Origin of the sequence: Pseudomonas sp. GM24 (genome assembly GCF_000282235.1) — a bacterium.
Taxonomy (GTDB): Bacteria; Pseudomonadota; Gammaproteobacteria; order Pseudomonadales; family Pseudomonadaceae; genus Aquipseudomonas.
The window spans coordinates 22767-42378 of record NZ_AKJR01000035.1 but is presented as its reverse complement, the minus strand read 5'-3'; the positions used below and the strand labels follow the sequence as shown (position 1 = coordinate 42378).

At 61.0% G+C, this 19612-nt stretch carries 20 protein-coding genes; 9 read left to right on the top strand and 11 right to left on the bottom strand.

Annotated elements, in window-relative coordinates:
• Nucleotides 1-237: 237 nt before the first annotated feature.
• From PMI23_RS05845 to PMI23_RS05830, 4 genes are read left to right on the top strand one after another with little or no spacing between them, the layout of a single operon-like run.
• Nucleotides 238-1401, top strand: a complete 1164-nt coding sequence (locus PMI23_RS05845) for an isovaleryl-CoA dehydrogenase (RefSeq protein WP_007917237.1) — start codon at nt 238-240, stop codon at nt 1399-1401.
• A 12-nt stretch (nt 1402-1413) separates the two neighbouring features.
• Nucleotides 1414-3021, top strand: a complete 1608-nt coding sequence (locus PMI23_RS05840; RefSeq protein WP_007917238.1) for a carboxyl transferase domain-containing protein — start codon at nt 1414-1416, stop codon at nt 3019-3021.
• A 13-nt stretch (nt 3022-3034) separates the two neighbouring features.
• Nucleotides 3035-3850 (top strand): gamma-carboxygeranoyl-CoA hydratase, encoded by an 816-nt coding sequence (locus PMI23_RS05835; RefSeq protein ID WP_007917240.1) that lies wholly within the window; start codon nt 3035-3037, stop codon nt 3848-3850.
• Nucleotides 3850-5799 (top strand): acetyl/propionyl/methylcrotonyl-CoA carboxylase subunit alpha, encoded by a 1950-nt coding sequence (locus PMI23_RS05830; protein ID WP_007917248.1) that lies wholly within the window; start codon nt 3850-3852, stop codon nt 5797-5799. Before PMI23_RS05835 ends, PMI23_RS05830 begins: the two co-directional genes overlap by 1 nt.
• A 40-nt stretch (nt 5800-5839) precedes the next feature.
• Here PMI23_RS05830 and PMI23_RS05825 read toward each other — a convergent pair whose 3' ends face one another.
• On the bottom strand, nt 5840-6499 hold the full coding sequence (locus PMI23_RS05825) for a LexA family protein (RefSeq protein ID WP_007917250.1): 660 nt from the start codon (nt 6497-6499) through the stop codon (nt 5840-5842).
• A 130-nt stretch (nt 6500-6629) separates the two neighbouring features.
• On the opposite strand from PMI23_RS05825, the gene PMI23_RS05820 reads away from it, so the two are divergent.
• On the top strand, nt 6630-6968 hold the full coding sequence (locus PMI23_RS05820) for a DUF6124 family protein (protein WP_007917252.1): 339 nt from the start codon (nt 6630-6632) through the stop codon (nt 6966-6968).
• Between the two features lie 220 nt (nt 6969-7188).
• Here the strand turns inward: PMI23_RS05820 and PMI23_RS05815 are convergent, their stop codons facing one another.
• Nucleotides 7189-7353 carry a hypothetical protein gene (locus PMI23_RS05815; RefSeq protein WP_157279732.1) on the bottom strand — a complete coding sequence of 55 codons (165 nt, stop codon included), beginning with the start codon at nt 7351-7353 and terminating at the stop codon, nt 7189-7191.
• Between the two features lie 96 nt (nt 7354-7449).
• Here PMI23_RS05815 and PMI23_RS05810 point away from each other — a divergent pair, with 96 nt between their 5' ends.
• Nucleotides 7450-8601: a M14 family metallopeptidase gene (locus PMI23_RS05810; protein ID WP_007917255.1), complete on the top strand. Its 1152-nt coding sequence runs from the start codon at nt 7450-7452 to the stop codon at nt 8599-8601.
• 148 nt (nt 8602-8749) lie between these two features.
• Nucleotides 8750-9943, top strand: a complete 1194-nt coding sequence (locus PMI23_RS05805) for an MFS transporter (RefSeq protein WP_007917257.1) — start codon at nt 8750-8752, stop codon at nt 9941-9943.
• Here the strand turns inward: PMI23_RS05805 and PMI23_RS05800 are convergent.
• Nucleotides 9940-10485, bottom strand: a complete 546-nt coding sequence (locus tag PMI23_RS05800; RefSeq protein ID WP_007917259.1) for a cytochrome b — start codon at nt 10483-10485, stop codon at nt 9940-9942. The two genes, PMI23_RS05805 and PMI23_RS05800, sit on opposite strands and share 4 nt — an antisense overlap.
• On the bottom strand, nt 10482-11588 hold the full coding sequence (locus PMI23_RS05795) for a catalase family peroxidase (protein WP_007917260.1): 1107 nt from the start codon (nt 11586-11588) through the stop codon (nt 10482-10484). The genes PMI23_RS05800 and PMI23_RS05795 overlap by 4 nt, the downstream gene beginning before the upstream one ends.
• Before the next feature lie 157 nt (nt 11589-11745).
• Here PMI23_RS05795 and PMI23_RS05790 point away from each other — a divergent pair, with 157 nt between their 5' ends.
• Both PMI23_RS05790 and PMI23_RS05785 read left to right on the top strand, forming a co-directional pair.
• Nucleotides 11746-12252 carry a sigma-70 family RNA polymerase sigma factor gene (locus tag PMI23_RS05790; protein WP_007917263.1) on the top strand — a complete coding sequence of 169 codons (507 nt, stop codon included), beginning with the start codon at nt 11746-11748 and terminating at the stop codon, nt 12250-12252.
• Nucleotides 12249-13004, top strand: a complete 756-nt coding sequence (locus tag PMI23_RS05785; RefSeq protein WP_007917265.1) for an anti-sigma factor family protein — start codon at nt 12249-12251, stop codon at nt 13002-13004. The genes PMI23_RS05790 and PMI23_RS05785 overlap by 4 nt, the downstream gene beginning before the upstream one ends.
• A gap of 123 nt (nt 13005-13127) precedes the next feature.
• Here PMI23_RS05785 and PMI23_RS05780 read toward each other — a convergent pair whose 3' ends face one another.
• The 7 genes from PMI23_RS05780 to PMI23_RS05750 form a co-directional block, all read right to left on the bottom strand.
• Complete coding sequence (locus PMI23_RS05780; RefSeq protein WP_007917267.1) at nt 13128-14099, bottom strand: Csu type fimbrial protein; 972 nt, start codon at nt 14097-14099, stop codon at nt 13128-13130.
• Nucleotides 14096-16453 (bottom strand): fimbria/pilus outer membrane usher protein, encoded by a 2358-nt coding sequence (locus tag PMI23_RS05775; protein WP_007917269.1) that lies wholly within the window; start codon nt 16451-16453, stop codon nt 14096-14098. Before PMI23_RS05775 ends, PMI23_RS05780 begins: the two co-directional genes overlap by 4 nt.
• 79 nt (nt 16454-16532) lie before the next feature.
• On the bottom strand, nt 16533-17321 hold the full coding sequence (locus tag PMI23_RS05770; protein WP_007917270.1) for a fimbrial biogenesis chaperone: 789 nt from the start codon (nt 17319-17321) through the stop codon (nt 16533-16535).
• A gap of 33 nt (nt 17322-17354) precedes the next feature.
• Nucleotides 17355-17855, bottom strand: coding sequence for a Csu type fimbrial protein (locus PMI23_RS05765; protein WP_007917272.1), 501 nt, complete (start codon nt 17853-17855; stop codon nt 17355-17357).
• 4 nt (nt 17856-17859) lie between these two features.
• Entirely contained in the window at nt 17860-18396 is a 537-nt protein-coding gene (locus tag PMI23_RS05760; protein ID WP_007949687.1) for a Csu type fimbrial protein, read from the bottom strand.
• 20 nt (nt 18397-18416) lie between these two features.
• A complete protein-coding gene (locus PMI23_RS05755) occupies nt 18417-18950 on the bottom strand; it encodes a Csu type fimbrial protein (protein WP_007917274.1) in 534 nt (177 codons plus the stop codon).
• A gap of 99 nt (nt 18951-19049) precedes the next feature.
• On the bottom strand, nt 19050-19553 hold the full coding sequence (locus PMI23_RS05750) for a Csu type fimbrial protein (RefSeq protein ID WP_042704908.1): 504 nt from the start codon (nt 19551-19553) through the stop codon (nt 19050-19052).
• Nucleotides 19554-19612: the final 59 nt, after the last annotated feature.

Sequence of the window (19612 nt, the reverse complement as noted above, 5' to 3'; positions counted from 1 at the left end):
TGCTCGCGATCTCGATCCATTAGTCAACACTTACGTCGACTGACACGACGCGATCGCGAGCAGGCTCACTCCTACAAAATCTAATCAGCTTTCAATCTTGAACTGCCCCTACTGTCGCTCAAGTTGACGTTAACGTAAAGGGTGATTGACAGCCCTTCATCGCAGGCTTACGTTAACGTAAAGGTGAGAGCCGAGTGACCGCCCTCCCCACCCTACAAAAAAGCCAAAAGGTGACCCATGAGCTATCCATCCCTGAACTTCGCCCTCGGTGAAACCATCGACATGCTGCGCGATCAGGTTCAGTCTTTTGTCGCCAAGGAAATTGCTCCGCGCGCTGCGCAGATCGACAGCGACAACCTGTTCCCCGCCGACATGTGGCGCAAATTCGGCGACATGGGCCTGCTCGGCATCACCGTGCCGGAGGAGTACGGCGGCGCAGGCCTGGGTTACCTGGCGCACGTGGTGGCGATGGAAGAAATCAGTCGCGGTTCGGCCTCGGTGGCGCTGTCCTACGGCGCGCATTCCAACCTCTGCGTCAACCAGATCAACCGCAACGGCAACCACGAGCAGAAATCCAAATACCTGCCGAAGCTGATCAGCGGCGAGCACGTCGGCGCACTGGCGATGAGCGAGCCCAACGCCGGCTCCGACGTGGTCTCGATGAAACTGCGCGCCGATAAACGCGGTGACCGCTTCGTCCTCAACGGCAGCAAAACCTGGATCACCAACGGCCCCGACGCCAACACCTACGTGATCTACGCCAAGACCGATCTGGAGAAAGGCCCGCACGGCATTACCGCATTCATTGTCGAGCGCGACTGGAAAGGCTTCAGCCGCAGCAACAAGTTCGACAAGCTCGGCATGCGCGGTTCCAACACCTGCGAGCTGTTTTTCGATGACGTCGAAGTGCCGGAAGAAAATATCCTCGGCGTGCTCAACGGCGGCGTAAAGGTGCTGATGAGCGGCCTCGATTACGAGCGAGTGGTGCTGTCTGGTGGCCCGACCGGGATCATGCAGTCGTGCATGGACCTGATCGTGCCGTACATCCACGACCGCAAGCAGTTCGGCCAAAGCATCGGTGAATTCCAGCTGATTCAAGGCAAAGTCGCCGACATGTACACCCAACTCAACGCCAGCCGCGCCTATCTCTACGCAGTTGCGCAGGCTTGCGAGCGCGGCGAAACCACCCGCAAGGACGCCGCCGGGGTGATCCTCTACACCGCCGAACGCGCCACGCAAATGGCCCTCGACGCGATCCAGATTCTTGGCGGTAACGGTTACATCAATGAGTTCCCGGCCGGTCGTCTGCTGCGTGACGCCAAGCTGTACGAAATCGGCGCTGGCACCAGTGAGATCCGTCGCATGCTGATCGGTCGCGAACTGTTCAACGAAACCCGCTAAACGGAGCTGGCCATGGCTACCCTGCACACTCAGCTCAATCCCCGCTCAGCGGAGTTCGCCGCCAACAGCGCGGCGATGCTCAAACAGGTCGACGCCCTGCACACCCTGCTCGCCCAAGTGGCGCAGGGTGGCGGCGCGAAAGCCCAGGAACGCCACACCTCGCGCGGCAAACTGCTGCCGCGCGAACGCATCAACCGTTTGCTCGATCCGGGCTCACCGTTTCTGGAAATCAGCCAATTGGCCGCCCACGCCGTGTATGGCGAAGACGTGCCCGCCGCTGGCGTGATTGCCGGGATCGGTCGGGTCGAAGGCGTCGAGTGCATGATCGTCGCCAATGATGCGACGGTGAAGGGCGGTTCGTACTACCCGCTGACCGTGAAAAAACATCTTCGCGCACAGACCATCGCTCAGCAGAATCGTCTGCCGTGCATTTATCTGGTGGATTCCGGCGGCGCCAACCTGCCGCGTCAGGACGAAGTGTTTCCGGACCGCGAGCACTTCGGGCGGATCTTCTTCAACCAGGCCAACATGAGCGCGATGGGCATTCCGCAGATCGCCGTGGTCATGGGCTCCTGCACCGCTGGCGGCGCTTATGTGCCGGCAATGGCCGACGAAGCGATCATGGTGCGCAATCAGGCCACCATTTTTCTCGCCGGCCCGCCACTGGTGAAAGCTGCGACCGGTGAAGTGGTCAGCGCCGAGGATCTGGGTGGCGCCGATGTGCACTGCAAGATTTCCGGGGTCGCCGACCATTACGCCGAGAGCGACGAACACGCCCTCGCCCTCGCCCGCCGCAGCGTCGCCAACCTTAACTGGCGCAAACTCGGTGAAGTGCAGCAACGCACGCCGATTGCGCCCCTGTACGCCAGCGATGAGTTGTACGGCGTGGTTTCCGCCGATGCCAAGCAGCCGTTCGACGTGCGCGAAGTGATTGCGCGGCTGGTCGACGGTTCGGTGTTCGATGAATTCAAGGCTTTGTTCGGCACCACGCTGGTGTGTGGCTTTGCGCATCTGCACGGCTACCCGATCGCGATTCTGGCGAACAACGGCATCCTCTTCGCCGAAGCCGCGCAGAAAGGCGCGCACTTTATCGAACTGGCCTGCCAGCGCGGCATTCCGCTGCTGTTTTTGCAGAACATCACCGGCTTCATGGTCGGCCAAAAATACGAGGCCGGCGGCATCGCCAAACATGGCGCGAAACTGGTCACGGCCGTGGCTTGCGCGAAAGTGCCGAAATTCACCGTAATCATCGGCGGCAGCTTCGGCGCCGGTAACTACGGCATGTGCGGGCGCGCTTACGATCCGCGCTTCCTCTGGATGTGGCCGAACGCGCGGATCGGCGTGATGGGCGCCGAGCAGGCGGCGGGCGTGTTGGTGCAGGTCAAACGCGAACAGGCTGAGCGCAGCGGTCAGGGTTTCAGTGCCGAGCAGGAAGCCGAGATCAAACAACCGATCCTCGACCAGTATGAAGAGCAGGGTCACCCCTACTATTCCAGCGCACGGCTATGGGACGACGGCGTCATCGACCCGGCGCAGACCCGCGATGTGCTGGCCCTGGCCCTGTCCGCGTCGCTGAACGCGCCAATCGAACCGAGCCGCTTCGGCGTGTTCCGGATGTGATCGGGAGAATCTCATGAGTGATTTCAACACCCTCGAACTGCAGAGCGACCCACGGGGTTTCGCCACGCTGTGGCTCAACCGCGCGGAAAAGAACAACGCCTTCAACGCCGAGATGATCCGCGAGCTGATCCTCGCGCTGGACAAAGTCGCCAGCGACGCCAGCCTGCGTTTCCTGCTGGTGCGTGGCCGTGGCAAGCACTTCAGTGCCGGCGCTGATCTGGCGTGGATGCAGCAATCGGCCGAACTCGATTACCACACCAACCTCGACGACGCCCGTGAACTGGCAGAGTTGATGTACAACCTCGCCAAGCTGAAGATCCCCACCGTGGCTGTGGTACAAGGCGCGGCATTCGGGGGCGCACTGGGGTTGATCAGTTGCTGTGACATGGCGATTGGCGCCGATGACGCGCAATTCTGCCTGTCGGAAGTACGCATTGGTCTGGCGCCGGCGGTAATAAGCCCGTTTGTGGTGCAGGCCATCGGCGAACGCGCTGCACGTCGATATGCCCTGACCGCCGAGCGTTTCGGCGGGCAGCGTGCGCGCGAAATCGGTTTGTTGTCCGAGAGCCATCCGGCCGCTGAACTTGATCAGCAAGTCGAGCACTGGATCAACAACTTGCTGCTCAACAGCCCCGCCGCCATGCGCGCCAGCAAGGACCTGCTGCGTGAAGTCGGCAACGGCTCACTGACCCCGGCGCTGCGCCGCTACACCGAAAATGCCATCGCCCGTATCCGCGTCAGCCCGGAAGGTCAGGAAGGCTTGCGCGCCTTTCTGCAAAAACGTCCACCGAGCTGGCAAGCCGCAACCACCACCAAGGAGCCGCATTGATGAGCGCACCCGTTCTCACCACCCTGCTGGTGGCCAACCGTGGCGAAATCGCCTGCCGCGTGATGCGCACCGCCAAAGCGCTGGGCCTGACCACGGTCGCCGTGCACAGCGCCACCGACCGCGAGGCGCGGCACAGCCGGGAAGCGGATATTCGCGTCGACCTGGGCGGCAGCAAAGCCGCCGACAGTTATCTGCAAATCGACAAACTGATCGCAGCGGCCAAGGCCAGCGGCGCGCAGGCGATTCATCCGGGTTACGGTTTTCTCTCGGAAAACGCCGGCTTCGCTCGTGCCATCGAAGCGGCCGGGCTGATTTTCCTCGGCCCGCCCGCCTCGGCCATTGACGCCATGGGCAGCAAGTCCGCCGCCAAAGCGCTGATGGAAACCGCCGGTGTGCCTTTGGTGCCGGGTTATCACGGCGAAGCACAGGACCTCGACACCTTCCGCGATGCCTGCGAACGCATTGGTTATCCGGTGCTGCTCAAAGCCACGGCCGGCGGTGGTGGCAAAGGCATGAAAGTGGTCGAGGACGTCAGCCAGTTGGCCGAAGCCCTCGCCTCCGCTCAGCGTGAAGCGCAGTCGTCGTTCGGCGATTCGCGGATGCTGGTGGAGAAATACCTGCTCAAACCGCGTCACGTGGAAATCCAGGTGTTCGCCGATCAACATGGCAACTGCCTGTACCTCAACGAGCGTGACTGCTCGATTCAACGACGCCATCAGAAAGTCGTCGAAGAAGCGCCGGCACCGGGCCTGACCCCGGAGCTGCGTCGCGCCATGGGCGAGGCGGCTGTGCGCTCGGCGCAGGCAATCGGTTATGTCGGCGCCGGTACTGTGGAATTTTTGCTGGATGCGCGCGGTGAGTTCTTCTTTATGGAGATGAATACGCGCCTGCAAGTGGAGCATCCAGTGACCGAGGCCATCACCGGTCTGGACCTGGTCGCGTGGCAGATCCGCGTAGCCCGTGGTGAAGCGCTGCCGATCACCCAGGCGCAGGTGCCGTTAAACGGTCATGCGATTGAAGTGCGCTTGTACGCCGAAGACCCTGCGAATGACTTCCTGCCGGCGACCGGGCGTTTGGCGTTGTATCGCGAATCGGCGCAAGGACCGGGGCGCCGGGTGGATAGCGGGGTCGAAGAAGGCGATGAAATTTCGCCGTTCTACGACCCGATGCTGGGCAAGCTGATTGCCTGGGGCGAGGATCGTGAGCAGGCGCGCCTGCGTCTGTTGAGCATGCTCGACGAATTCGCGATTGGCGGATTGAAGACCAACATCAACTTTTTGCGGCGGATCATCGCCCATCCGGCGTTTGCGGCGGCGGAGTTGGATACCGGGTTTATTCCGCGTTATCAGGAGCAATTGCTACCCGCGCCGGGCGCGTTGAGCGATGCGTTCTGGAACGCGGCGGCTCAGGCGGTGGCGCAGAGCCTGCCGCAGTTGGCGCGCCAGGATGACCCGGCTTCGCCATGGTCACTCAACAGCGGTTTGCGTGCGGGATTGCCTCGGGAAATCACCCTGCATTTGAGTTGCGAGGGACAGGATCGAGCACTGACGCTGAATGCCGATGATCACGCCAGACTGTCCGGCGAAGCCCTCATCGTCGAGCACGATGGCGTACGTCGTACGTTGCGGGCTATCCGCCAAGGTGATGCGCTTTATCTGCAATGGGAAGGTGAGTTGCGGCGCATCGAGACGCATGACCCGATCAGCGCCGTCGAAGCCAGTCACAGTCATCAGGGTGGCCTGACTGCGCCCATGAACGGCAGCATTGTCCGTGTGCTGGTCGAGGCCGGGCAATCGGTCGAGGCCGGTGCGCAACTGGTGGTGCTGGAAGCAATGAAGATGGAGCACAGCATCCGCGCGCCGCATGCGGGAGTGATCAAAGCGCTGTATTGCCAGGAAGGCGAAATGGTCGGCGAAGGCAGCGCTTTGGTTGAACTGGAAGCAGTGTGATGGGGAGGATCGATCCTACGCCGGGCGCGGATCGATCTGACTAGTAACGCGCCGTTGCCTGAACCACAACACCGATGATTCGACACTCATCGGTCAGCAGGGCTTTCGGCCAGGTCGGATTGAGCGGCACCAGGTAACGCTGGCCGCCCTCTTCGTCGAGTTTGCGGAAGATCGCTTCAGGGCTGTCGGGCCACTGGGCGATCACCAGTTTGCCGGGCACCGCTTCGGCCGCCGGGTCGACCAGAATCAGCATGCCTTCGGCGATGCTCTGGCCACTGGGAGCGGTCATTGAATCCCCCGTCACCGTCAGCCAGAACGCCGGGCCACGCGCATGGTAATCCGTCAGTTCGAAGCGCTGCTTGCCGGATGCCTTGGTGTAAGACGCCGGATCGTTCTCGCGCACCTCGCAGGTCGTCTGCCAATCGCTGACCGGGTAACGGAAGTACGGGTTGTACTTCTGCGCCAGCGGCATCTCGTCGTCCGCCATTGGTTGCGGTTCACGGATCACCAGCACCACTTCGAGGAAATCCATGCCCAACGCCTGCAGCACGCGGTTCATTTCCGTGATGCCGGGTTCGCGACGCTTGTTCAGCCAATGGCCTATCCCGCCCTGGGACATGCCGACGCGCTCTCCGAGCTCTGTTTGAGTGATTTTGAGTTCACTCATCTTGGCCTTGACCAACTCAATCCATTTATCCATGTGCAGCACCTTACGTCGACGCCTTCGGCCAACAAAACACATATTGTAGTATTTAAATTCTGGTCACAACTACACAGAGTACTATTCTGAGAGCACGGATTTACAATCGACCAAGGAGTGCTTCTTCATCATGAATATCAGCAGCAAAGACTTGCCCGACCTGCAAATGGACACCAGCTTCACCTCCCCTCAGGGCAATGCGGCAGCGCAGCGAGCGCTGGACTATTACTTGAAACCAGCTGTTTCAGAACCAGAGGTCGACGAGCGTTTTTTTGATGTCAGGCGCCATCTCAGTGGCGAAGAAGCCCTGGTACACGCCTCGGACCTGCTGCGCTGTGCGGCAGCCACTGCGTTCAAGGCAGCCGAAAGCCTGCAAGGCGCGAGTCGCGATCTGGCATTTTCAGTGGTGCACATGGTGGATATGGCGCGGGCGATGGTCGACCATTCGCTCGATGGCGATGAAGCCTGAGAGGGACGCGAGTGTGGGCGGACGGGAAAGAATTTTCCAATCGCGCAGATAAAAACATTTGACTTGCAAATGATAATGATTATTATTGCATGCAGCTGGTCGCGAGATCAGTCGATGGACCAGAGACCTTAGGTCGGTCTTCTGGACTATCTCCTCATCAGGCTAATCACGGTTTTTGACCCGGCTTTTTGCCGGGTCTTTTTTTGCCCGTTTTTCGGGCTTATGGCTTCAGGCTAATGAAGTCTTTAAGTGCTGCAAATTCAATGGCGCGGATAATATCAAAAGAATATCGCTTGGCAAGCGAGGCCCGGCCAGATTGGGGCAAACTAATGACAATTAGCACTTGAGAATCAATCGCACAGTCTCTAAGCTGCTTGCGCGTCATGGAGGACGCCCCCCGCCACACCCCGCAATTCCCCTCGGTTTCAGCCCTGCCTGCGTGTACAGTAACGGCCATAAAAATCATATTCAGGAATCGATTATGACCGTGGCCAAATCTTCGTTCGACATCAGCGCCAACTTCGACAGCGGCAACATCCAAGTCATCGACATCAGCAACCCGCTCAATCCGGTTCTGGCCATTCGCCCGGACACCCGCAGCGCTCACTTTCAGTGGTTCCACTTCAAGGCCAGCGGCCTGCATGTTCATCAGGAACATTGGTTCCGCCTGGTCAACGCCAGCCAATCTTCCTATAACAAAGCCTGGACCGGCTATCAGGCAGTCGCCTCCTACGACCACGTCAACTGGTTCCGCATTCCAACCAGTTTTGAAGGTGACAGCCTGCGCTTTTGCCTCGAAGCCGAGCAAACCCATGCATGGTTTGCGTATTTCGAACCCTACAGCCGTGGCCGTCACGACTGGTTGATCGATCAGGCACTGAGCAAGGCCGGCACCGAATTGCTGGCAACCGGCAAGAGCGTCGAAGGTCGCGACATTCAGCTGCTGCGCAAAGGCACCGGTGCCGAAGGCCAGCGCAAAGTCTGGATCATTGCTCAGCAGCATCCGGGCGAACACATGGCCGAATGGTTCATGGAAGGCGTGATCGAACGCCTGGAAAGACATGACGATCCGGTGCTGAACAAGCTGCTGGCGAGTGCCGATCTGTACCTGGTGCCGAACATGAATCCGGACGGTGCCTTCCACGGTCACCTGCGCACCAATGCGATGGGCCAGGACTTGAACCGCGCTTGGCAGAACGCCAGTCAGGACGTCAGCCCCGAAGTACTTTTCGTACAACAACAGATGGAAAAGTATGGCGTCGACCTGTTCCTCGACGTACACGGCGATGAAGAAATCCCCCATGTGTTCACCGCCGGTTGCGAAGGCAATCCGGGCTACACGCCACGAATCGAGAAGCTCGAAGAGCACTTTCGCAGCCACCTTAAACACACCACCAAAGATTTCCAGACCAAGCACGGCTACACCCGCGACGAACCGGGCCAGGCCAACATGACCCTGGCCTGCAACAGCGTCGGGCAGAAATACGACTGCTTGTCGCTGACCCTGGAAATGCCGTTCAAGGATCACGACGACCACCCTGACAAGGAAACCGGCTGGTCGGGCAAACGCTCCAAACAGCTGGGCAAAGACGTGCTGACCACCATCGCTGAAATGGTTGATACCCTGCGCTGATCCCCTCCTCCGTCCATCAAAAGATCGCAGCTTGTCTGCGATCTTTTGCTTTTTGCCATTCACACACTCGCGCAAACAGGTTGCAAAATAAAACCCGCACTCATACCGTGATCAAGGTTTTATTTTGAAACCTAAAAGGATGCGGGATATGAAACCTCTCAAAAGCAGCGCCGTTTTGCTTTTCTCTGTGGCCTGCGGTCTGGCCGTGGGCAACGTGTATTACGCACAGCCATTGCTGGACGCCATGGCCGAGGCGTTTGCCCTGTCGCCGGCGACCATCGGCATCGTCATCACCCTGACGCAAATCGGCTACGGCATCGGTCTGGTACTACTGGTGCCCCTCGGTGATCTGCTCAACCGGCGCCGATTGATCGTCACTCAAACGCTGCTATCGGCAGCGGCATTGTTGATGATCGCGCTGGCGCCCAACAGTGCGTGGCTGCTGCTTGGCATGACCTTGACAGGGCTGCTCGCGGTAGTGACGCAGGTGCTGGTGGCTTACGCCGCCACGCTGGCGCTCCCGGCCCAGCGCGGGCGCGTGGTCGGTGTGGTCACCAGCGGCATCGTGATAGGAATTCTGCTGGCACGCACGGTCGCCGGCGGCATGGCCGATCTGGCTGGGTGGCGAGCGATTTACTTCCTGTCAGCAGGGCTGACATTGTTGATGGCGCTGCTGCTGTTTCGCGTCCTGCCCAAGCATGAAGCCCCACAACCGGCGACTGGCTACACCGCACTGATCGCCTCGGTATTCAGTCTGTTCAAAGAAGAACCGGTACTGCGTCAACGCGCGATCCTCGCGCTGCTGACCTTTGCCAGCGCAATGGTGCTGTGGACGCCGATGGTGTTGCCGCTCGCCGCGCCGCCACTTTCTTTGTCGCACAGTGAAATCGGTCTGTTCGGACTGGCTGGCGCAGCGGGTGCGCTGGCCGCTGCACGCGCCGGGCATCTGGCTGATCGCGGCCTCGGACAATGGGTCAGCGGTCTTTCGCTGTTGCTGATGCTCGCTTCATGGCTACCAATCGCCCTCACCCAATCTTCGCTGTGGGCATTGCTACTCGGCGTGATCACTCTGGATCTGGGTCTGCAAGCGGTGCACGTCACCAGCCAGAGCATGATCTACAGCGTGCGCCCCGAAGCGCAAAGCCGTCTCACCGCCGGTTACATGCTGTTCTACTCGATCGGCAGCGCGCTCGGCTCCATCGGCTCGACCGCGATGTACGCGTGGGCCGGATGGATCGGCGTGTGCCTGCTCGGCGCGGGCATCAACGCCGTGGCGCTCGCGTACTGGTGGCTGACCCTGAAAAGCGGCGCACCGGCACGCTGCGCCACTCAAGCGAGTTAACCGCGGTCGCGACCGCGCAACATACTGTCGAGCACCTCGTCGCGGCGGATCCAGCCATGAAACAGCGCCGCCGCCAGGTGCAGCAGCACCGTCAGAAACAACAGATAGGCCAGATACCCGTGCGCCTTGCGCAATAACGCGAACAACTGCGCATCGGCCGGAACAATGGCTGGCAACTGCAACGTTGTGCTGAGCATGACCGGTTCGCCCGAAGCACTGATCATCGCCCAGCCCAGCAACGGCAACACCAGCATCAACGCGTACAGCAGCAGATGCGAAGCCTTCGCCGCCATCACTTGCCAACTTGGCAAATCCGCCGGCAGCGGCGGTTGGCGCGTAGTGAACCGCACCAGCAAACGGACAATCACCAGCCCCAGAATCGCAATGCCCAGCGGTTTGTGCAGATGGATCAACCATTCATGCCGCTCGGAAACCGAGGTGACCATGCCGGCACCAATAAACAGCATGGCGATGATCATGATTGCCATCAGCCAGTGCAGCAGGCGCGCCAACAGGGCGAAATGCGTCGGTTGAGTGCTCATGGACGAGCCTCCTGTTTGGCAGCGGGCAACTGGCTGACTTCGCTGGTGCGACGCAGATAGGAATTGGCGTAACCGGCGGAACGCGCCGCGAGCAACGGGTCGTCGGAGCCTTGAATCCCGGCCGGCAGCACCAGCGGGTCGTAGTTGATATCACGGCATTCGCCGCTCAGTTGTGGCTGGGTTTTTTCCAGCACCAGTGTGCCGGCGTTCAACACTTTGCGGCCGTCGGGCCAGGTCTTGCTGGCATCGTTCACCGGGTCCTCAGGATTGGCCAGGGTGATGTTCAACTGAAAACGCAACGGCGCAGACGCCAACCGCTGCACCAGATCCTTCTCGAGAAAATCGCCGCCCTCAGGCGCAGTGGCGCCCGCAGCGTCTCGCGCCAACGGCGTCATGCTCCAGCGCACCGCCTGTTTTTTACCGCTGGCGTCGACCAGATAAAACGCGTTGACGCTGTTGTAGGTTTCGGTGGCGTAACTGGCCGAGGGTTTGGCGGTCTTCACCCAGGTCAGAAACGGCACGGCTTCCGGATGCGATGCGAAGAACGCTGGCACCTTGCTCGGATCCGGTTTACCGGTGGCCGGATCTGGCGACTGCGCCTGCTGCAATTGATAAAACGCTTCAGGCGTACCGACCGGGAACACCGGCATGCTGTTCATCCCGGTGCGCCACTGCTGCCCGTTGGCCTGGGTGAATCGCAACGCCAGACTGCGAATCGGCACGCTGCTGTCCGGTGCATACGGATTGCCGGCTGGCAAGGCGAATCGCCCGACTACCGGGGTCTGCGGCTCGTTGAACACCTGCGCGGTAGAAAACGCCCGTGCCTCACCACTGCTCTCGAAATGCCCGATCACGCACACGCCTTTGGCGTGGTTACGGCGAAACCCGGGGTGCACGCCGTTGTTCTTCTCCAGCACATCGACCAACGCTTTTGGCGTCAGGCGTTGTGGGTCAAAGTTGCCGTGAACGTAGGCGAATGCTCCGGCCACTGCGGCGACTACCACGGCAATGCCGCCCAGACGCAGAACCAGGCTCGCCGCACTCAGTGGCGGACGCTGCGGCCCGCCGGGCGGTGCAGCATCGGGTGATGAACGATCAACCATGAAAAACTCCAGGGCCATCGGCCACAAGTAGGAAGAATCAGCAAGACGCGCCTCGTCCGGGTTTATTCCACGCGACGGTATTTATTTTTCCGAACGTGGAATAACCTCCAACGACGGGCGTCTCCCTAGTCCACAGCGTAGTGACTAGCAGAATTTCATGAGCGAATTCGACGAACAGTTGAGAGAAATCATTCCCAGATTGCGCCGCTTTGCCGTGTCACTGACACGCAACAGCAGCAGCGCCGACGATCTGGTACAGGCTTGCCTCGAGCGGGCACTGTCGAGTTGGGGCGATAAACGCGCCGACGGCGACTTGCGCGCCTGGCTGTTTGCGATCCTCTATCGGCAGTTTCTCGACGCCCATCGGCGCTCCCGACGCTATGCGCGCATGCTCGAATTCTTCACCGGTCGCGACGACGCCGAGCCCTCGGTCGAGCGCACCGTCATCGCCCAGTCGACCCTGCAAGCCTTCGATCGCCTGCCCAGCGAACAGCGCGCCCTGTTGCTGATGGTCTCGGTGGAAGGCCTTTCCTATAAAGAGGTCGCCGAGATTCTCGGCGCCCCGATCGGCACCGTGATGTCGCGCCTGTCCCGCGCCCGCCAGGCCTTGCGCCAACTCAGCGATGGCGAAATCAGCAGCCCTTCTTTGCGGATACTCAAATGATCAGCCTGCCTCCCAACGAGCGTGACCTGCACGCCTATGTCGACCACCAGCTCAGCGACGCCGACCGGCGTGTGCTGGAGACCTGGCTGGCCAGTCACCCGGATGAAGCGGCGCAGGTTCGCGCCTGGCAACAGGATGCCCAGCAATTGCGCGCGGCACTTAGCGGCGCATTGCAGCAACCGGCCAACCCGGCGCTTGATCCGGCGATGATTCGCCAGCGCCGCCAGCGTCAATCGCGTCGCCATCTGGCCAGCGCGGCGGTGTTGCTGATCGCGGTCAGCGTCGGCGGATTCAGTGGTTGGCAGGCTCGGGAAATGACCCTGGTGCGCCCGTCCATGTTGCCGATGACCGACGCCTTGCAAGCCTATCGCCTGATTGCCCAGCAAGGCATGCTGCCGGCTGATTACAAGGTCGACAGTGATGGCGACATGCAGCGCTGGCTCGACCGTTATTTCAACCGGGCCAGTCGTTTACCGGATCTGAAGGCGGCCGGGTTTGAACCGGTCAGCGGACGCCTGCTCAGCACCGACGAAGGCCCGGCAGCGATGGTGATGTATGAGGATGGCAACGGCCACAAAGTGAGTTTCTACGTGCGCCCGCCAGGACCGAAAAACACTTTTTTGCCGCGTGGAAGCCGCAGTGATGGCGACTTGCAGGCCGAATACTGGTCGGGTGGCGGCTACAACTACGCCATGGTCAGCCCGGTCGATACGCCAGCGGCGCAACAGCTCAAGCAATCACTGCAATTCTGAAAACACCGCTGTTCTATGTAGGAGCTGCGGCACGCTGCGATCTTTTGATCTTGTTCTTAAGGGCAAGATCAAAAGATCGCAGCCTCGTTTCACTCGACAGCTCATACAAAGGATCGTGTCAGCTCAGAAACCCACGTCCAAAACCACATTGTCCAGATACGTGCCCGCCGGCGGCGTGGTCTGGTCGGTGTAGATCTTCGCGTTGTAGTTGAAGATCTGACTGCCCGTGCCCAAGCCGTTTCCCGGATTGACCTCGGCGTCGGTACTCGCCCGCCGTGCCGCGCCGACACTGCCCCAACGCGTGGTGCCGGCACTTTTGAAAATGTCGTAGGCCAGATAATTGCTTCCGGAAATCATCCGGCGCCGGCCACCGACACTCACCGCGTTCTGCCCGTCGCTCAGCCCCACGGTGTAGGCACTGCCCTTGGTGCAGGCCAGATTGATCGTCTGTCCGGTCACCGGGGTGAACGCGCTGACCACCGGCGCGCTGCCGAAGGCAATGTTCGGTGCGGTAATCGTACAGTCGTTGGACACCGTCAAGTTCACCGTCAACGACGTCGTGCCGTTGGCGATATCACGCCCGAGGCAAATAGCACCGATGCCGATGCCCGAACAGTAATTCCAGTTCCAGAAAATACTCAGGGTTTCGGTATACACCCCGGCGGCGACGTTGCTGCCAATGGTAGTACCGAGATACAGCGGCACCGTTTTCGGCGTCGTACCGTTGAGCAAGCCCAGAGCATCGATGATGCCGTTGCGCGCAAAGTCATAGGCAGTGCCGCGAGTCAGCGGATAGCTGGTGCTGTTGTTGGCGTAGATCGTGTAATTGATGACATCGCCGGTCGGCCCGACCAGACCACTTTGAGTCGATGAAACGGTGCCCCAGAAGTGGTCGTTGCTGGTCAGCAGGGACAGCAGCGAACCGGTGCAACTCAAACCCGCATTCAACGTGGAACTGGGTTGCGAAGTTGTGCGCACGGCAATCGAACTGAGCGTGCCAAACGCCGCTGGCGTGGTGCTGACCACCGAGCACGCGGCCTGCACCGCCCCGGGTATAAGCAGTGCCAGACATAACAGCCATCGCCGGAACATCATTGGCACACCAACGGGCCAATCAACGGCACCTGATCCTGATTCAGATCGACACTGAACTGCGCCTGACAGGTCTTGCCGTCGGCCAGCGTCACTTGCAACGAGTTCTGCGCCTGCAGGTTTTCCAGATACACCAGCCCATCCCAACCGACCACCGTCCGCGTCCCGCTCTGCTCATGCAGCACGCCCGCGCCCAGCGGCAACTCGCGCTGCTGCGCGTCGACCAGCACGATGCTCGCGGCAATCACTCGGGTCAGCGGAAACTCCAACAGATAACCGCTGCCACGCCGCACAGCGATGCGCTGTTCGACGTTGGGGCTGCGCACGTTGGCCGGCAGATTCAGTGGATCGATTTCATACTTGCCGCGGTAATAGGCACTGCTCCACGGCACCAGCAGATGCCCATTCTTGTCAGTCTGGCCGACCTGCTGATTTTCGTAGCGCACCGGAATGTCGGCAAAACCCTCAGTACTGACCACCACAAATGCATCGTCGATGCGGTTGGCGGCGAACACCTGACGATCCATCCACACCAGCGAACCACTGGCATCGGCCCAACGGGTTTCGGCGTCGGAAGTACCGTAGACGCCGGCCTGCAACTGCACCGATTGCAGACGCCAGGTGACGTCGGCCTGACGATAATCGGCGCCGTCACCCTTGGCGTAACCCAGATTGAAACCCACGCCGCCCTCAGTCGGCACCGCGCGACTGTAGTTGACCCGCTGCTGACTCTGCCCGGTTTTACTGCGATCGCTGCTGATCGCCAGGCTGCCGCGCAGATCGAATGGAATCACCAGTTGCGCCTGCACCGCCCAGTTGCTGTCGCCGATCTCACGGTTGGCCGAGAGGTAGAAACTGCTGTTGCGCCACAGCGGCTTGCTCCAGCTGAGGTTGAGCAGCCGCGTGCGCGAATCGTCCGCCGCGCGCACATCGAAATAACCGGCGCCGAGACTGCCCCAGCGGTCTAGGTTGAGGCTCAGGGTCGCTTGCTCGCTACGCCGGCTAAGACTGATGTACGGGCTGTCGACTACGGTCAGATCGGCGTATTGAGCGTGACGTTGCAGCCGCTGATAAGAAAAGCTGAAACGCTGGTTGCTGTACTGATAGCCCAGGCTTAATTGCTGCCCGCCCTCGCCGTCGAAGCGGCTTTGACTCATCGCGCTGTTGAGTACGCCGAAATTGCCCAGACGCAGGTTGCCGCCGAGGCCGCCCAGTGTCAGCGAATCGGCCGCTTCGGCATGGCTTTCCAGAGTGAAACTGTCGCTGATGCCGTAACGCAGGCTGCCTGAGGTGACCCCCGGCCCGTAACTGAAATCCTTCAAACCGTAGTCGCGACGCAACGTACCGGCGGCCACGGAAAAGTCGCTCAAGCCTTTTTGCAGCAAGGTGCTGGTGACATAGAACGGCACCGTGGTCGAGACCTGCCGACCGAGCGCATCAGTGGTCACAACGACAGCTTCGCCAGCGCCGTTGATGAACGGAATATTGGTCAGTGTGTACGGCCCGGGCTGCAAGTCTGCACTGCTGGACTTGTAGCCATTGATGAACAGATCCACCGAGGACGGCACCGCTGCTTCACCGGCAAATTGCGGCAACGGATAGGTCACCAGATCCGGGCGCACCGCGAAATCCCGCGAGAACTGCACGCCGCCCAGACGCACCGAACTGCTCCACGGCAAAGCGCCGCTGATCACGTCGCCGGCCTCATAGGTAAGCATTCGCTCGTCGTCGGAGTAACGCCAGGTGGTGTCGTATCGCAAGTAGCCGTTGTCCAGCGTGTTGAGCGAATCACCGGACAAGGTGCGCCGGTATTGCCCGGTATTGGACAACGTGCCCCAACTGTCGAACAGCCGCACTTCGTTCCACGCCGCCAGGTAAGTGCCGGCATCGTCAGTGTCGTTGAGGTACAGGTCATAGTTGAACAGCGCGCCGAAACTGCTCAGCGCCGGGGTGCGCGGATAGGCTTGTCGATTACCGATGAACTGTTCCGGCAGCCAGTCCGGCGGCACGTCCAGCAGCAGGCGTTGACCAACACTGTCGTAGTCAGAGTGCAGCCCCGCCAGACTGTCGAGATCGACCTCGGCGCCGAGACTGTCGGGCAGCTTCATGCCGGTTTCACGCAACGCCGTCGCCGGGACAAACAAGCGCCCGTCGCGCTGCTGCACCGCCACTACGCGCCCGGTATTCATCTGGTTGACCACCAGTTCCAGAAACAACTGTGCATCACTCACGGCCTCCATGCCGCTGGGTGGCGGCGGCAGATCGCCGGCCCCGGATGGTTGAATGAACATCAGGCAACACGCGCCGGTGATGAGCCACAACGGACGCTGAATACGGCGAACCCGTCCTGGGCTCATACGCGCTTTACGTCCGTCAATGGACTCAATCCTCCTGATACCGCTTGCGTCGACGCCAGATGCCAGCGCTACGACTCACTCACTTGGCTGGCGTGATGCTCTGCACCTGTGCCGCGCCATTTACTCGTACCTGCAACGCTGAATCACTGGTCAGCGGCGTCGGTGCCGGCCAGCGCATCACCGCACCGGGCAGCACATAACCCAACAACCCTTCGGCCAATGGCTTGCTCTGCCCGGCCTGTTTGATGGCCACGTCGGTCAGCCGAGCATGCACCGCGCCCTGATTGCGCACTTCGACGTAGGGCTTGCCGTCCACCGCCACCGTGCGCCAGCTCAACTGCGGCAGACCGACACCTTTGGGATCGCGCTCACGGGTGCTGTCTTCCTTGCTCCACAGCCCCGCGCCATAGGCAAACAGCGGTACCGAATAACGCATCTGGAAGCGGATCGCGGCGGCGGTTTTGCCGCCGTCGGTAGTCGCTGGTTGCGCAGTGGGAATTTCGTCGATGATGATTCGATAGGCCAGTTCCTGCCCCGGCGGCACTTCCTTGGTCCGGGTCAGACGCACCAATTGTTTCTGCCCCGGTTCGATTTTCGCCACCGGTGGGCTGCCGATCACGTCGCGCTGGTTCTGGTATTGCTCGGCGAACCCACTCTGGCTCCAGCCGAACACGCGGATCTGCAGATTGGCGGTTTCGCTGCCGCGGTTCTCCAGCCACAGCGCACTGGCCTGCTGATCAGCCTCCAGCACCGGATCGATCGGCCAGATCAGCACCGAACTGGCAGCGTGTGCGTTGCTTGCCCCGAACATGACCACCGCGCACATCGCGCAACACACGAGCGAATGCCGTGACGTAACTGCCCCCATAAACCTGCTCCTTGTCGGCCATTCAACTTCGCCTTACCACGACAGTTGCACCTGCAACACGTCGCTGTACGTCCCCCCAGGCTGATTGCCCGGCAATTGCACCTGACCGTAAATCGGCAGGCTGATGTTGTTCGCATCGCTGTAAGCCACCGCCACACTCTGGCCAATACCCAGGCTCTGGCTGTAAGCCGCATCACGAAACAGTGCATACGCCACCCGCGCGCTGCCGCTGTTGACCTGCATATGCCGGCCGCTGCTGTTGTACTGGCCGCCATCGACGCTCATGTTCAGCGTTACGCCCGGCGTGCATTGCAATTGCACCCCGCCGGTCAGCGCGACCTGTACGGTGCCGGTGGCCAGTGCCGAACGTGAACCGAAATTCAGCCCGCCATAATTCGATACCCCGCCCACCACCAGACACCCGGCAGTGACCGTGGCGCTGACCTGAAAGCTCTGGCTGGTCGCGGCGGTCAGCGGCAGCGGTGCACTGCCCGCACAAAGCAGGAGCAACGCGGCGCAGCCATGGCAGCGCATGGCATCAGAACGTCAGTTCAACAGCGACGGTGTCGGTGTAAGTCCCCGCCGGCAAACCGGCCTTGCCCACCGCCTGACCGTAGAGGTTCACCGTCTGCGCGACACCGGTGCTGGCCGCAAGGTTGATGGTCCCGTCGATCGCCAGCAGTTGCGAGTGCCCGGCATCGGTGTACAAGTCGTACGGCACGTAATTGGCCACCCCGTCATACAACGCTCGCGTGCCGCCCGGCGACATGCCGTCATGGGAACCCGCGCGCACCTTGACCGTCGGCGTGGTGCCACTGGAGCAGAGAATCGACAGCGCCCCGCCACCACCGCCCAACACCTGCCCGGTGGCGGTGGTGAACAGGCTGTTGGCGGTGCCGAAATTCAACGCACCGAAGTTCAGCCCGGTGGAACCGCCGGCGCCGTTGACCTGACAACTGCTGATCAGGATCAGGCTGGAGGTGATCTGGCCGGTGACCGTGGTGGCGGCGTTGGCACTGGAAACCAGCGCCAGGCCGAGTAACGACAAACCTATCCTTGATGCAAACGTACGCATGGTGTCCGTCCTCTACGGGTTTACCAGTCGAGCGTCACCGTCAGGGTGTCGGTATAGACCCCTGCCGGCACCGCGCGGGTATTCGCCACCACCGAGCCAAATACCGGAATGGGTATCTGCGCACCGCTGGTGACAGCGAAATTGTGTTGCTGGCCGATGCTGTAGCTCCGGGCGCCGGAGGGATCGACAAACAGCTGATAGGGAAGGGTCTGGCGGCCGTTGCTCAGGCGCCGGGTGTTGCCGTCACCGTGGGTACCGCCATCGATAGTGACGGTGAAGCCGGTGACCGAAGGATTGCAGGCAACGTTGAGTGTACCGCTGCTGTCACCGTCGAGACTGGCCTTGATCGGTGCGTTCCAGGTGGGCCCCTGAAGGCCGAAATCGAGGGTGCCGAGGGCACTGACCGGGCTCTCGGGCGTGCTGGTATTGGTGACTTCGCAGCCGGCAATCAGGATCAGCCGCGCATTGATCTGCCCGCTCATCGCCGCTTGCGCGTCATCTGCGAGCAATGCCAGCGTACCTGCCGCCACCACCATCCAGTGTTTGCCTGTCATTGCGCCCGTCCCTGCTCCTTCACGCTGAATCGATCACCGCGCTCATGATTGAACGCCTTCCTTGTGCACCCGCGTCCAGCGGTTGCCTTGATACCGCGATCACCAGGTAACCGTCACCTTGACCAGATCCGAATAACGACTGACCTGCGGCACCTCAGCCAGGCGTTCGATCCGCGCATACAGCGGCAGTTCTACCGTGCCACTGTCCGGCACCCGCCCGCTGACTGGCACATCCACCACCAGCGGTACCCGGCGCGCCGCGTCCTGATACAAGCGATACGGAATCGGTTTGCTGCCGAACGAACCGGCCATATAGCGGACTTCACCGACACCGCCATGCAAGCCGCCATCGACGCGCATCTGGTACGGCGTGTCCGGGTTGCACTCCAGCCGTGGCAGGCGCTGATTGGTCAATGCGGCAGCCAATGGCCCGGCGGGGTCATCGAGGCGTGCGGTGCTGCCAAAGTCGAGCACACCCAGTTGCTCAATGCCGGCGCCACGCTGCTGGCCGATCAACTGGCAGCCGCGCTGCACGTCAACGCGCACTTCGACTTGAAGATCCGCCGCATGAACAGGCGCAACGAGTACAACCAGCAAGCCCATGACTACCTGTACATTCACTGCGCCGTTCCTTGTCAGCGATCGCTTGCGACGTCGTTTCT